This window comes from Alcanivorax sp. VBW004 (assembly GCF_009718865.1).
Taxonomy (GTDB): Bacteria; Pseudomonadota; Gammaproteobacteria; order Pseudomonadales; family Alcanivoracaceae; genus Alcanivorax.
In genome coordinates this window covers 2,194,982-2,209,995 of sequence record NZ_WNHC01000001.1, presented here as the reverse complement: position 1 = coordinate 2,209,995, position 15,014 = coordinate 2,194,982, and the positions used below count along the sequence as shown (strand labels likewise).

Below are 15,014 nucleotides of genomic sequence, written 5' to 3'. Positions count from 1 at the left end.
ACGTTGCAAGCACCGCTTGCGCTGCCATACTTTAACGATTCTCAGGGCCGACGACTCCGCAAGGAACCCCACATGCTCAATAACCTGACTCTCGATCAACTGATCACCGCTTTCGTGGTATTCCTTTGCGTCATCGCCACGGTGGCCTTCGTCGTCTATCTGAAAAATCGCTCAGGTAACGAATAGTTTAGGGTCACGAATACAACAGTGATCCCGTCCCCATCTTGATTACGTTGCCACCAATGCGGCAGCGCACTTCCTTGCCCGGGCGCTTGTCGAATTCTGCATGCAAAATGCTCTTGCGCGTCTCATGGCTGCCCCGGTCCACAGACAGGGTATGCGTACCCGGCGCGGCCTCACCCTGCTCTGCCAGGTAAGCAATAAACTCGGGCATCACCGCCCCGATGGGAGGGAAAGCATCACGCGGCAATGTCGGGTTGAGCAAACGGCCATGGAATTCCGTGAAGCCGGTAATGGTCCCCGGTGCAAACAGGAACAGCTCCGAGGTATACACATCACCGAACAGGTCCGACCAACGATCCGGGTTGAGACTCGCGGCCAGTACGTGCTCAGGTTTGGTAAACGGCACAATCAGCGTGGGCTTGTCCACACTCACCACCATCGGCTTGTACTTGCTGAAAGAGATGTGTTTCTCATCAATATTCAGCGCCGCCGCCAGACGAGGAATTTCCGGGGTGTAACGGTCAATGGTCGGTGTCAGCACCCGGGCAAACTGAATCGCACCGGGGGCACTGTCCCCCTTATCAATAAAGCTCTCAATCCATTGCTCGTTTTGCTTGAGCAGAAACGAAGCGAACTCGCCCTCGTCTTTTGTCATCCCCATTTCATAGGCCACATAAGACGCAGCCAGAATGGTATGGGCACCGAATAATTGTCTGCCTTTGCTATTGAACACCGTCACTGGCGAGGCGCTGTTGCCCGGCTCGATAAACACCGTTTCGGTTTGCTGAAACTCCCCGGCAATGGCCGTTTTACTGGCATCACTACTGTTAGCCGCATCCAGGGTAACCACCGGTACCTGAGTGCCCTGAAAGGGTGCACCCGCGAATACATCAAGCAACGAATAATCGAGAGCCATCATCCTCACCTTTTTTATAATCGTCTCCCTCGACTATGCCGCAAGGGGATAAGAATGCAATCACAGAAAGGGGAAAAAAGACAAAGGGAAAGGGGGTATCGCGTAGGTCGATTTACCCAAGGGCACAGAGAGCCTAAAGGCGTAATCCGACATTGGATTTTTACCACAATCAGCGAGGCCAGATGTCGGGTTACGGCTACGCCTAACACGACCTACAAGCGGGAGCCGATGGAGCAGTCGTTATTAGCTGTAGGTTGAATTAGGCCAAAGACCGTAATCCAACACTCAACAGGATCGTTACAATGAAGCGAAGAGTCAGGCAATAGCCCCTTCACGGGCCCATTCACAACGTACCCGCAGGGGGGCATCAGAGGGTTCGTGGTACACATCGGCGCTGTCCCACACGAAGGTATGAAACCCGGACAATTCGGTTTCCAGATGCACCACCGCATTCACCCAGTACATGTTCTTGAGCAAGGATTCGAACTTGGCGATCCAGTGTTCCCACTCGTACTCCACCGCCCGGTAAGACATGCCGAAATGAATCACCTGGGTCTGGAAGGTGCCGCCCATCAAGTCATCGCCGGGCACGGAAAACATCTCCCGGCACAGGAACGGCCACTCATCCGCCTGCGGCAATTGCCGAATGGCTTTACGGTTCTGAAAACAGCTCGTCTTGCGCTCCTGCAAATTGCCAAATGGCAAATGCTTTATGCAACCGTAAACGATGGATTCGTTATCCAAAAAACACCCCGAAAAGCAGGAGAAAGTTCAAAGTTGAAAGTTTCAACGCGAGAAATATTCTCCTAAAAATAACAAGTTTACCGCCGCGATTCACCGTATTGTTGAACACCAACCAATAAAGAGTGAACCAGGAGACATTCTCCGCTGCGGGATCGTCTCTGCATTAACGCGCAGGCCCCTTCCCTTTTCAACTTTCAATTTTTTTATCGTCCGCATCCCTGCATTTGCTGCTGGTACCGGTTGGCCATGGATGCCGTGCGTTGGGCCGCGCCTTTCATCCACTTGTTGTTTTTCCAGGTACCGCGGGCATAACCGCCGTGGCCGGCGTAGTAATTGAGATAAAGGTTATAGGTGTCGTTCCTGGCCACGCCGTTTTTTTTGTAGCTCTGGTAGTGATACCAGCCAACAAACTGCACCGCATCCTTGAAGTCATCCCGGTCCGCGCCACGGCGACCGGTGGCGTCCTTGTACCAATCCCAGGTGCCATCCAGCGCCTGGGGATACCCGTAGGCCGACGACGGGCGTTTCCAGGGAATAAAGCCCAGCAGCTTGGTGCGCGGCGGTTTCGCCTTGGCGTTGAACCCGGATTCCTTATAGATGGTCGCCATCAGCACGGGCACCGGCACCCCGTACTCTTTTTCCGCACTCTTGGCGTATTTGTACCAGTTGTTGAACCAGCCACCCCGCTGATCGAACACCGCGCAGACATTATCCGTGTTGGTCGGTGTGCCAGCACAGCCACTCAGGGTCAGTACTGCCAAAAGCAGGGTTAGCCAGATTTTCATAACGCTCCCGGATCAATGCCGTGCTGGGTCAACATGGACAGTAGCGCAGCTTCGTCGCATACCTCAACGCCCAACGATTCCGCTTTCGCCAGTTTGGAACCCGCCGACGCGCCCGCCACCACCGTACTGGTGTTTTTGGACACCGACCCCGCCACTTTTGCTCCCAACTGCTGCAAGGCCTGTTTGGCCTGGTCACGGGTAAGCTGCTCCAGGGTGCCGGTAAGCACCCAGGTTTGCCCTTCGAGAGGCCGACTTTCGGCCTGGGCCGGGGCGCGGGCAGCCAGGGCGGCAACCTGATCCTCTGCATCCTGCAAGCGGGCTTGCCAACCGTTCTCCGCCAGCGCCCTGGCCAGTTGTGTCATAACCCCGGAGCGCACGCCCTTGGGCTCGTCGCCCGCGCCTTCAGCCGCCGCAGCGCTCAATTCAGCCACGGTGCGGAAGTGCCCGCCGAGGGTTTCCAGCGACTTGTCACCAATGCCCTCAAGATTCATGCCCAATCGCTTGGCGGATTTAAGCAACTGCGCCAGCGTCAGGCTGTTCACAAAGGCTGCCGAGGGCACGCCGCTGGCCTGCGGGTTCACCCCTTCCGCCAACAAGCCGTCGATCACCGCCTCGTTATCCGCTTCCGCAAAGAAGGCGCCAATGGCCTTGGCCACTTCCATCCCCACATCCGGCACCGCCAGCAATAGCAGCAAGGGGGCGCGGCGAATGCCCTCCAGATCACCAAAACAGTCCGCCAGATTCTTGGCGGTCTCTTCACCGATCTGCAAAATGCCCAGCGCAAACAGGAAACGGCCCAGCCCCACGGTTTTGGACGTCTCCAGTGCGGCAATCAGATTATCCGCGGATTTCTCGCCCATGCGCTCAAGGCCCGCCACCTGTTCGGCTTTCAAGCGGTACAGGTCGGCAACGGTGGCAATCAGCTCCTGATCCACCAGCGCATCCACCAGCTTGTCACCCAGCCCATCGATATCCATGGCGCGGCGGGACGCAAAATGCTTGATGGCTTCACGCTGTTGGGCCCCACAGATCAGCCCGCCGGTACAGCGAGCCACCACCTGATCGTCGCCGCGCAGAATGTCGCTACCACACACCGGGCAGGACGGCGGCAAGGCAATATCCCGGGCGTCCGCCGGGCGGCGCTCGGGCAGCGCCCGCACCACCTTGGGAATCACATCCCCGGCCCGGTACACCACCACGGTGTCACCAATACGGATATCCAGCCGCTGAATTTCATCGATATTGTGCAGGGTGGCGTTGCTGACAATGACCCCACCCACGTGCACCGGCTCCAATCGCGCCACCGGCGTCAGTGCACCGGTGCGGCCCACCTGCCAGTCCACGCCGTTAAGAACGGTGAGCTCTTCCATTGGTGGGTACTTCAGGGCTGCTGCCCAGACGGGTTCTCGTGCTCGAAACCCTGCTGTCTTTTGAAGCTCGACATCATTAACTTTGAAAACCACTCCATCAATATCGTAATAGAGCTTTTCTCGCTTATCTCCAATCTCATCAAAATACTTAATACACTCATTAAGGCCATGAGCAAGCCGTACCTCATCGGCAACTTTGAAACCCCATCGCCCCAAATAGGTCAATCGAGTTCTTTGTTTATCAGGAAGTTCTCCGCCATCAAAATAACCTACGCCATAGGTATTAAATTCCAATGGTCTTTTGGCCGCCACTTTTGAATCAAGCTGCCGAATACTTCCCGCTGCTAGATTTCTGGGGTTAGCAAAAACTTTGCTGCCTTGACTCTGCAGCTCATTATTCAACTTATTGAACTTGTGTTTTGTTATGCAAACTTCGCCTCGCACCTCAAGAAGCTTTGGCCACCCCCCGCCCCTCAGTTTAAGCGGTACTGACCGCACAGTTCGAACATTGCGAGTTACATCTTCTCCAGTATGCCCATCACCACGTGTTGCGGCCCTGACAAGCTCACCATCTTCATAAAGTAAACTTATAGCAAGTCCATCGAACTTAAGCTCACAGCAATATTCAATTTCAAAGTAATCATTATCAAAAAGGTCAACCTTACCCGTCTCCTCAATAAACAAAGATGAGAGACGTTTATCAAAAGCAACCATCTGCTCACTTGACGTCAGTGTCTGCAGACTCAGCATTGGCTCTTTATGAACAACTGCCTCAAACTTATCTAAAGGTTCGCCTCCGACCCGAGAAGTTGGAGAATTCGGTTGCCACAAGGAAGAGTGATCACGCTCAATCTCTTGCAGTTCTACAAAAGCTCTATCGTACTCTGCATCTGGAACCTTGGGGTTGTCCAAGACGTAGTAATGGTAGGCCCAATCATTTAAGAGCTCGTGCAGCTCTTCGACTCGTTGGACTACTTTATGGGGAGGTTGGCTCACGGGACGGTGATTTCCTGTGTTTTAATCTTCTTTAGGAAGCGGTTTGAGGCGCGAACCCGGTGTTGTTTTTATACCGCTTCGCGCCTCAAGTGGCGCTCCTACAATGTACAGTGTGTCGAAGCAGGCACCGGGCGCATCGAACTGCACCCGGCAGGGTTCCGGTTTAAGCATGCAGCTTGTTGCGTGATGCGTGCAGCGGCCCGTTACGCGCTGGGTACCCGCTGGCGACGCTCGAATTCCTGCACGCGCTGGCGCAGGTGTTCCATGGTCTGCGGGGTCAGCACGCTGTGCTGTTCATCCTTGAGTTCACCGTCCAGCTCAGCGGCCAGGCGCTGACAAATGGACAGCATCTTGTCCAGAGCGCCAATAGCATCCGTCGGCCCCGGCAATTTCAGGAAGAAAGTGACACCGGCAAAGGTCTTGTCTTCCATGGTATCCAGATCGAAGGTACCCGGCTCCACCGCGTTGGCCATGGAGAATTGCAGCTCATCGGCACCCTGCACGCTCACATGCCGGTGGAAAATATTCATGCGGCCGTAGCGCAGGCCCGCTTCCAGCAACATGCGCAACAGCGCACTGCCTTCGAACGGCGCGCCACGGTGGGCAATCAGGTGTACCACAATCACTTCCAGCACGGGCTGGGGCTCACGGGGCGCCTTGGGTGCCGGCCGAGCTTCTACCCGCGCTTCCTGGCGAGGCGCCTGACGCGGTGAAACCCGAGGGGCCGGTTCGGGCTCGGGTTTCGGCTCAGGCGGCTTTTCCGCTACCGGTTGTGTCGGCGCCGGGGCGGGCTCGACATCAGGCTCCGCCGTGCGCTCTGGCTGGGGCTCTGGTTCCTGCTCACCGTCGAACAGGCTTTGCTGTTCTGCAGTACGCGCTTCAGCAGCCGCTTCATCGGGTTCCATCACCATGGGCGGACGCTCATCCTGCTCTGCGTCCTCCATGGCCCGACGGATCACCCGAGCAGAACCAATCAGCTCCGGGTTGTAACCGCTACTTTCTTCTTCCTCCGCCTGATCGCGATAGCGCGGGTCGATGCGCATACGCAACCGCCCGTGCCGCTCCCGGATCATCCGCCGCACGCCGTCGGCCAGAATCAGCAGAATCAGAATAACCAGAATACCAATCAATGTTTCCAGGTTCAGGCCCATTGCCTCTTCTTCCTTGCTTGTGCTGAAGTGCCGCTGTTACAGCGGCACCGATTCCTCACATCGCCGCCATTTCGGCCGCTTCTTCCACATCCACCGATACCAGACGGGATACACCGGGTTCATGCATGGTGACCCCCATCAGGGTAGCAGCCATCTCCATCGCAATCTTGTTATGAGTGATGTAGATAAATTGCACTTTTGCAGACATTTCCGACACCAGGTTACAGAAACGCCCCACGTTGGCGTCATCCAGCGGCGCGTCCACCTCATCGAGCAGGCAGAATGGCGCCGGGTTAAGCTGGAAGATACTGAATACCAGTGACAAGGCGGTGAGCGCTTTTTCCCCACCGGAAAGCAGGTGAATGGTGCTGTTTCGCTTGCCGGGTGGCCGCGCCATGATGGTGACACCGGTGTCGAGCAGGTCGTCGCCGGTGAGTTCCAGGTACGCATGACCACCGCCGAAGACCTTCGGGAACAGCTCCTGCAGACCACGGTTGATGCGGTCGAAGTATTCCTTGAAGCGCGCCCGGGTTTCCCGGTCGATCTTGCGGATGGCGTTCTCCAGGGTACCGAGTGCGTCTTCCAGGTCTTCGTTCTGGCTGTCCAGGTAATTCTTGCGCTCGGACTGCTGCTGATACTCGTCAATGGCCGCCAGGTTGATCTGCCCCAGGCGGGAGATCCGCTGGCCGATCATGTCCATTTCCTGGGCCCACTGCTGCTCATCCGCCTCGTCCGGCAGGTTTTGCAGCACGGTATCCAGATCAAAATTCTGTTCAGAAAGCTGTTCGGCCACGGTCTGCCGGCGGGTACTCAGGTCCTGCCACTGCATGCGCTTCTGGTCCATGGTGCTGCGCACTTCCTGAGCCTGACGCTCAAACTGGCCACGCTGCCCTTCCAGGTTACGCATTTCATGGTCCACCGTTTCCAGCTCACGGCGGGCTTCGGTGAGCTTGTGCTCGGCTTCCAGACGCACTTCCAGCTTTTCTTCCAGCTGCATCTGCAGTTCCGTACCCGGCTCGTCGCCCTCATTGGTCTGCTCTTCCAGCAGTGCCTTGCGCTCCGCCATCATCTGCACCTGGGTCTCCAGGCGGCTCAGGTTCTGGCGCAGCGAGTCTGCCTGGGTGCGGGCACCCTGCACTTCCATGGCCAACTGGTGGGACTGATCGCGGTCGTGGCGCGCTTTCTGGCGGGACTCGTCCAGCCGCAGGCGCAGCTCATCCCGGCGGGATAGCAAGGCTTCGCGCTCACCGCTGTCGGTTTCCATGGCGTCCAGCGCTTCCGCCAGCACCGCCCGGGCCTCTTTCAGGTGTTCCTGTTCCTGTTCCAGCTGCTCGTTGGTCTCGTCCATTTCCCGGCTGAGACGCTCACGGCGCATGGTGATCTGCTCCAGGCGCACCTGCCGGGCGCTGACCTGGGCATTGATCTCGCCCAGCTCACGGTTGATCCGGCTCGCCTGACGCTGCACCTCTTCGCGCTCTTCTTCCAGCTCGGAAATCTGTTCGCGGGTGCTTTCCAGCTGTTCTTTCAGGCTATCCACGGTGGCCTGGAGGGTATCAATCTCGCCTTCCAGGGTCTCCAGCTCACGGCGGCGCTCCAGAATACCGGCTTCCTGATCTTCCTCTTTGGCCACTTTCAGCCAGTCCGGGCCCAGCCAGATACCGTCACGGGTCACCACGGATTCGTGGGCGTCCAGCTGGCCACGCAGGGTCAAGGCCGCATCCAGATTATCGGCCACGTACACCCCGGCCAACAGACCTTCCGGAGCCTGCCCCTGAACGTGTTCACGCAGTAGCGTGGATTTGCTGCCCGCCGCCGTCGTGGCGCTGGGGCTAACCAGCGCCACACGGCCATGGGAAAGGTCATCCAGCCACTCGTCCAGCTGATCAAAGCCGCTGACGGCGACGGCCTGAATGCTGTCGCCCAGCACCGCTTCCAGGGCTTTTTCCCAGCCTTCCGCCACTTGCAGCTGGTCGGCCAGGCGCGGTTCGTCATCCAGTTCATGCCGGGTCAACCAGTCGCTGACCGCGCCATCGTCGCCCATGGCCGCTTTCTGCAGGGCTTCCAGGGAGGTCCGACGGCCCTTCAGGCTTTGCAGCTTCTCGCGGGCCTCATCCAGCTGCCGGCCCCGGTCGCCGTTATCACGGCGAAGCTGATTGATCTCTTCCTGCAGGGACTCGCTGCGCAGTTCGTTTTCTTCCGACTGCCCGCGATATTGCTCCACCTGCTCTTCCAGCTCGCGCATTTCCTGGGCCAGCGGGCCAGCATCCAGGGATTCCTGCTCTTTCTTCAGACGGTCGATACGGTCGCGCAGCCGCTCCTGGGACTTGTCCAGATGCTGAATGCGGGACTGCTCCACCTCGGCCTGACGGCGGGATTCCCCGGATTTGCCGTTGAATTCTTCCCACGCCTGCTGCCAGTTCTGCATGGTCTCTTCGGCCAGTGCCAGCGCTTCGCTGGACGCTTCCTGCTGCTCGGAGACCATTTCCAGTTCCGGCTCGCGCTCGGCCAGAATGGCATCCAGTTCCGCCACTTTCTCGCTGTCGATGCGCAGGTGCTCGTCGCCTTCTTTCCAGCTGGCGCGTACCTGGTCCAGCTCCTCGTACAGCTGCTGCTTGCGCTCGCGCTGATGTTGGATGCTCTGCTCCAGGCGTGCCACTTCCGCCCCCAGAGCGTAAAAATGCTGCTGGACTTCGTTGAAGCGCTCCTGCACTTCGTGGTGCTTCTCGCGCAGGCGCTCCACTTCCGCGTCCACGTGGCGCTGCTCTGCCACTTTCGCTTCCATGGACACGTCCAGCTCGCCGATCACGTGATCCAGCTGCTTGACCTGAACATCCAGCCCTTTCCAGCGCAACGCCTTGAGCTGCGCGCCTTTCAGGCGTTCTTCCTCTTTGTACTGCTTGTATTTCTCTGCCGCGTTGGCCTGGCGGCTCAGGCGCTCGATCTGACGCTCCAGCTCTTCGCGGATGTCGGTCAGCCGCTCCAGGTTTTCACGGGTGCGACGAATACGGTTCTCGGTCTCGCGGCGGCGGGCCTTGTACTTGGAGATCCCTGCCGCTTCCTCGATATACACCCGCAGCTCTTCCGGCTTGGCTTCAATCAGCCGGGAAATCATGCCCTGCTCAATAATGGCGTAGCTACGCGGCCCCAGGCCGGTGCCCAGGAAGATGTCGGAAATGTCCTTGCGGCGGCACTTGGTGCCGTTGAGGAAATAGTTGGACTGGCCGTCGCGGGTGACCTGGCGCTTCACGGAAATTTCGTTGAACTTGCCGTATTCGCCAGTAACGGTGGCATCGGAGTTATCGAAGATCAGCTCAATGGACGCCTGGGCCACCGGCTTGCGGGCATTGGAGCCATTGAAGATAACGTCCGCCATGGACTCGCCGCGCAAGTGCTTGGCGGAGGATTCCCCCATCACCCAGCGTACCGCGTCAATGATATTGGACTTCCCACACCCGTTGGGCCCCACCACGGCGGTGAGGTTTTCCGGGAAATTGGTGGTGGTAGGGTCCACAAAGGATTTGAACCCGGCCAGTTTTATTGATTTCAGTCGCATAGTGTCTGCTTAACTCGGGCCAACAGGCCAAAAATTGGGCAAAAACAAAGGTTTTCGCCGCCCCTTGAAGCGATTACGGCGCGCCTGGGCACTAAAAGGGCTAAGTCTAGCGACAACCGCAGTCGAATTCATCAGCCGAGATACCGATAAAAGCCACGGCACGCTTCATCGTGCACGCAGCACACCGCAAACCCGGACACGTTTTACCGCATTTGATGTTTTCAGGGCATATGCCAGCCTTCGCGGTCGAAGGACCGCTCTCGCAAAGGAGATTGACCGCAGGCGTCCCAATTATTCGCTGCGCTCACCCTTTCGGGGCCGCCTTTACAGGCATTCCTTCGCTCGGTGAGGGACGAACCGCAAATGCCCGCAGGGCACCGGCAACGGCAAAACGCCCCGACATCTCTCGCTTTCCCTTGCAGCTTGAGGCTTGTCGCTTGCAACTTGCCTGCACACTGTGCAGCACGGGGCACGACAGGTAACATTCTCCACAGCCTGTCTTCGCGTCAGCGCGTGCTGCATGATCCGTGAAGCGTCTCTTGATACAAGGATTACCCGTGTCCCAGATAGCCGATGCCATTGCCTACCTGTCCCGCAGCCTGAAACTGGCCCGCACCCCGGAACTGCGGCGCTATGTGATCATCCCTCTGATCTTCAACATCCTGGTCTTTGGCGGCCTGTACTGGCTCAGCGGCAGCTGGATTGCCGGCTGGATCACCGCCGCCACCGCGGACTGGGCGTTGACCGGCTTCTGGAGCTTTCTCAATGGCGCTCTGCACTTCCTGGTCGATGCGGCAGTCATACTGGTGTGGATTCTGCTGTTGGGCCTGTTCGCCAGTGTGTTTTCTATTGGCGTACAGCTGATTGCCGCGCCCTTCATGGGCTTTCTGGCGGAAAAAGTGGATATCCAGGTCACCGGCCACCCCATGAACGACGAATCCATCCCCGCCATGATCGTGCGCACCTTCAAGCGCGAGCTGCGCAAAACCTGGTACTGGCTGTGGCGTGCCGTGCTGATTCTGTTTGTGGTGGGGGTGGTTTACTTCATCCCGGTGATCAATGTGTTCGCCTCGGCCATCTGGTTTCTGTGGTCAGGCTGGCTGCTGGGCATGCAGTACATCGATTTCGGCGCCGACAACCGCCAGGTGCCTTTTGAGGTGATGCTGGAGCGGCTGAAAGAAAAACGCTGGCTGGTGCTCACCTTCGGCGCCATCGTCATGGCCCTGACCATGATCCCGTTGGTGAACCTGTTCATCATGCCGGTAGCGGTGATTGCCGGAACGCTGATCTGGGTAGAACAGCTAAGTGGAGAATTAATAGTTAATAATGAATAATTAATAACGTCGCGAGACGGTTTTTCATGTTCGGAAACGCATGAGGCCGCGGCCAGAGTCTGGGCGCGGCCTCATTGCTTTTACAATACGGTTACCGCTGCTCGCGCAGCTATTAATTATTCATTATTAACTATTAATTACTCTCTACCTACCGCATAAAGCCCAGCTCCCGGAGCTGGTGAATCTTGTCCCGAGTGGCTGCGGCATCCTCGAATTCCAGGTTCTTGGCGTGCTCCAGCATCTTGGCTTCCAGCACCTTGATTTCCTTGGCCACCTGCGCCGGGGAGCGGGCATCCAGGTAATCGGCGGCGGATTCCGCCACCTTCTTCTCGCCCTTGTACTTGCGATCGAAACGGCTGCCGCCGCTGTCATCCATGATGTCGCGGATTTTCTTGTTGAGCCCCTGCGGGGTAATGCCGTTGGCCTTGTTGAACGCTTCCTGCTTCTCGCGGCGGCGGTCCGTCTCGCCGATGGCCCGCTCCATGGAGCCGGTCATTTTGTCCGCGTAGAGAATCGCCCGCCCTTCCACATTCCGGGCGGCGCGGCCGATGGTCTGGATCAATGAGCGATCGGAGCGCAGGAACCCTTCCTTGTCCGCATCCAGAATCGCTACCAGCGCCACTTCCGGCATATCCAGGCCTTCACGCAGCAGGTTGATCCCCACCAGTACATCGAACTTGCCCAGACGCAAATCGCGGATAATTTCCACCCGTTCCACCGTATCGATATCGGAATGCAGGTAACGCACACGGATGCCGTGCTCATTGAGGTATTCGGTAAGATCTTCCGCCATACGCTTGGTGAGCGTGGTCACCAGCACCCGCTGCTCTTTGGCAATGCACTCCTTGGCTTCCCCCAGCAGATCGTCCACCTGGGTGGTCGCCGGGCGGATCTCGATCTTCGGGTCCACCAGGCCGGTGGGCCGCACCACCTGTTCCACCACCTGCCCCGCGTATTTCTGCTCGTAGGGCCCGGGGGTGGCGGAGACAAACACCATTTGCGGCGCCAGTTGCTCCCATTCCTCGAATTTCAGCGGTCGGTTATCCATGGCCGAGGGCAAGCGGAACCCGAAGCTCACCAGGGTTTCCTTGCGGGAGCGGTCGCCCTTGTACATGGCGCCCAGCTGCGGAATGGTCACGTGGGACTCATCGGCAATCAGCAGCGCATTGTCCGGCAGGTAGTCAAACAGGGTCGGCGGCGCATCGCCGGGCGCGCGGCCAGAAAACAATCGGGAGTAGTTTTCCACGCCGTTGCAGTAACCCAGCTCCTGCAACATCTCGATGTCGAACCGGGTGCGCTGCTCCAGCCGCTGGGCTTCCACCAGCTTGTTTTGCTCCTTTAGCTCCGCCAGCCGTTCGGTGAGTTCTTCCTTGATCATCTCCACCGCCTTGAGCACCGTTTCCCGGGGCGTCACGTAATGGCTCTTGGGGTAGATGGTGGTGCGCCCGATACGCCGGATCACCTCGCCGGTGAGCGGATCAAAGATGCTGATGGACTCCACTTCGTCATCGAACAACTCGATGCGCACCGCTTCCTTTTCCTCTTCCGCCGGGAAGATATCGATCACATCCCCACGCACCCGGTAGGTGGCGCGACGAAAATCCATTTCGTTGCGGGTGTACTGCAGTTCGGCCAGGCGCCGCAGCAGCTCACGCTGGTCAATATGATCGCCCCGCACCAGATGCAGCACCATGGCGTGATAACTGGCCGGGTCACCCAGACCGTAGATAGCCGATACCGTGGCCACGATAATGGTATCCGGACGCTCCAGGATGGCCTTGGTGGCAGACAAGCGCATCTGCTCGATCTGTTCGTTCACCGAAGCATCTTTCTCAATGAAGGTATCGGAGCTGGGAACGTAAGCTTCCGGCTGGTAGTAGTCGTAGTAGGAAACGAAGTACTCCACCGCATTTTCCGGGAAAAACTCACGAAACTCCCCATACAACTGCGCCGCCAACGTCTTGTTGGGCGCCATGATGATGGTCGGCCGGCCAGTCTGCTCGATCACGTTCGCCATGGTGAAGGTCTTGCCCGAGCCCGTGACACCGAGCAGCGTCTGGTGGCCCAGGCCGTCATCAATGCCCTCAATCAGCTGGACAATGGCCTTGGGCTGGTCCCCGGCAGGCTGGTAATCGGAATGGAGCTTGAAGAGGCTTTCGGGCATGGGGTCTTCCTGATGGCTACCCTTCCAAGCCAGGAAGGAAGCAAAATCATGGTTTAAAAAATCGAGACGTAGTGTAACAGAGCCGGCATGGCAAAGGCGTGATGGCTCAGACTCTCCTGTGGGAGCACCAACTTGGTGGCCGAACCACTGGGCTTCGAGTAACGAGAAGCGAGTTTCGAAAGGCAAAACCTGGGGCTTCTGAGGGGTGGTGCTCGCAACTCGAAACTCGTCACTCGCCTCTAACACCCTATTCCACCGGCCAGCTGGCTCGCCTACAAAAAACCACTCTCCCCTCCGTCCCCCACAGGAAATACGGGACATTCCCTGCCTGATCCGGTAAAATGCACGCCCCTTTCTGGGTCGATTGCTGCGCCAAAAGCGCGGCCCAACGACTCTCTAGATGAACGAGGAGTGCATGTCCGATATCAGCCTTTCCGACCGCGTACAACGCATCAAGCCGTCTCCCACTCTTGCCATCACCGCCAAAGCCGGTGAATTGCGCGCGCAGGGCAAAGACATTATTGGGCTGGGTGCCGGTGAGCCGGATTTCGATACGCCGGATCATATCAAAGACGCCGCCATTGAAGCGATCAAGGCCGGCAAAACCAAGTATACCCCGGTGGACGGCACTCCCGGCCTGAAGAAAGCCATTATCGACAAGTTCCAGCGCGATAACGGCCTGTCCTATGAGCCCGGCCAGGTGCTGGTCTCCAGCGGTGGCAAGCAGAGCTTCTTCAACATGGCACTGGCCCTGCTGAATGACGGCGACGAAGCCATCATTCCGGCCCCCTACTGGGTGAGCTACCCGGATATGGTGCTGGTTGCCGGCGGCGTACCGAAGATCCTCGAAACGGACGTGAACAGCCGCTTCAAGATCACCCCGGAACAGCTGGAAGCGGCGATTACGCCGAAAACCCGCCTGTTCGTGATCAACAGCCCCTCCAATCCCTCCGGCATGGCCTATTCCTTGGAAGAACTGGCCGCTCTGGGCGAGGTACTGAAGAAGCACCCGAACATCATCGTCGCCACCGACGACATGTACGAGCATATCCTGTGGACCGGCAAGCCGTTCATCAACATCGTCAATGCCACCCCGGAGCTGTACGACCGCACCGTGGTCATGAACGGCGTCTCCAAGGCCTACTCCATGACCGGCTGGCGCATCGGCTACGCGGCAGGCCCGCAAAAGCTGATTGCTGCCATGAAAAAGGTGCAGTCCCAGTCCACCTCCAACCCGGCCTCCATCAGCCAGGCTGCCGCTGAAGCCGCACTGGCCGGCGATCAGGGCTGCGTGGACGAGATGGTCAAAGCGTTCAAGGAACGTCACGACTACCTCACCGCCGCACTGGATGCCCTGCCTGGCGTGAAATGTGCCCAGGGTGACGGCACTTTCTATGCCTTCCCGGACTTCTCCGAAGCCATTGCCAACATGGATGGCGTGGAATCCGACACCGACCTGGCCACCCTGCTGCTGGAAACGGCTGAAGTCGCGCTGGTGCCCGGTTCCGCCTTCGGCGCCCCCGGCTGCATGCGCCTGTCCTTCGCCGTCGGCATGGACACCCTGAAAGAAGCCATCCGCCGGATTGAGCAGGCATTGGCTAAATAAGCAACAAACGCACCCCCGGGGTGTTGACGACCCCGGGAGGCGTCACTAATATACGCGCCTCAAGACATTCCGCCTTAGCTCAGTTGGTAGAGCAAATGACTGTTAATCATTGGGTCGCTGGTTCGAGCCCAGCAGGCGGAGCCAAATAGAAAGGGCCTACCCATCGGGTAGGCCCTTTTTTTGTAACAATTACGCCCCCCCCCTTACCCAGT

The 15,014-nt window shown here is 58.2% G+C and carries 9 protein-coding genes and 1 tRNA gene; 3 read left to right on the top strand and 7 right to left on the bottom strand.

Features of this window, described 5'->3' with window-relative positions; genetic code table 11:
• Window positions 1–193: 193 nt before the first annotated feature.
• The 6 genes from F1529_RS10130 to smc all read right to left on the bottom strand — a co-directional run bounded on the left by F1529_RS10130 (window position 194) and on the right by smc (window position 9,698).
• Window positions 194–1,099 (bottom strand): PhzF family phenazine biosynthesis protein, encoded by a 906-nt coding sequence (locus F1529_RS10130; RefSeq protein ID WP_230457759.1) that lies wholly within the window; start codon window positions 1,097–1,099, stop codon window positions 194–196.
• Between the two features lie 315 nt (window positions 1,100–1,414).
• On the bottom strand, window positions 1,415–1,843 hold the full coding sequence (locus F1529_RS10125; RefSeq protein ID WP_007148883.1) for a hypothetical protein: 429 nt from the start codon (window positions 1,841–1,843) through the stop codon (window positions 1,415–1,417).
• A 203-nt stretch (window positions 1,844–2,046) separates the two neighbouring features.
• Entirely contained in the window at window positions 2,047–2,628 is a 582-nt protein-coding gene (locus F1529_RS10120; protein WP_155134368.1) for a transglycosylase SLT domain-containing protein, read from the bottom strand.
• Complete coding sequence (gene ligA, locus F1529_RS10115; RefSeq protein ID WP_370457002.1) at window positions 2,625–4,994, bottom strand: NAD-dependent DNA ligase LigA; 2,370 nt, start codon at window positions 4,992–4,994, stop codon at window positions 2,625–2,627. The genes F1529_RS10120 and ligA overlap by 4 nt, the downstream gene beginning before the upstream one ends.
• 203 nt (window positions 4,995–5,197) lie before the next feature.
• On the bottom strand, window positions 5,198–6,145 hold the full coding sequence (zipA, locus tag F1529_RS10110) for a cell division protein ZipA (RefSeq protein ID WP_155134365.1): 948 nt from the start codon (window positions 6,143–6,145) through the stop codon (window positions 5,198–5,200).
• Between the two features lie 55 nt (window positions 6,146–6,200).
• Window positions 6,201–9,698: a chromosome segregation protein SMC gene (gene smc / locus F1529_RS10105; protein WP_155134362.1), complete on the bottom strand. Its 3,498-nt coding sequence runs from the start codon at window positions 9,696–9,698 to the stop codon at window positions 6,201–6,203.
• 557 nt (window positions 9,699–10,255) lie between these two features.
• On the opposite strand from smc, the gene cysZ reads away from it, so the two are divergent.
• On the top strand, window positions 10,256–11,032 hold the full coding sequence (gene cysZ / locus F1529_RS10100) for a sulfate transporter CysZ (RefSeq protein WP_290518646.1): 777 nt from the start codon (window positions 10,256–10,258) through the stop codon (window positions 11,030–11,032).
• Window positions 11,033–11,180: 148 nt separating this feature from the next.
• Here cysZ and uvrB read toward each other — a convergent pair whose 3' ends face one another.
• Window positions 11,181–13,196 (bottom strand): excinuclease ABC subunit UvrB, encoded by a 2,016-nt coding sequence (gene uvrB / locus F1529_RS10095; RefSeq protein ID WP_155134359.1) that lies wholly within the window; start codon window positions 13,194–13,196, stop codon window positions 11,181–11,183.
• Between the two features lie 415 nt (window positions 13,197–13,611).
• Here uvrB and F1529_RS10090 point away from each other — a divergent pair, with 415 nt between their 5' ends.
• Window positions 13,612–14,802, top strand: a complete 1,191-nt coding sequence (locus F1529_RS10090) for a pyridoxal phosphate-dependent aminotransferase (RefSeq protein WP_007148312.1) — start codon at window positions 13,612–13,614, stop codon at window positions 14,800–14,802.
• Window positions 14,803–14,870: 68 nt separating this feature from the next.
• Window positions 14,871–14,946, top strand: a tRNA-Asn gene (locus tag F1529_RS10085).
• Window positions 14,947–15,014: the final 68 nt, after the last annotated feature.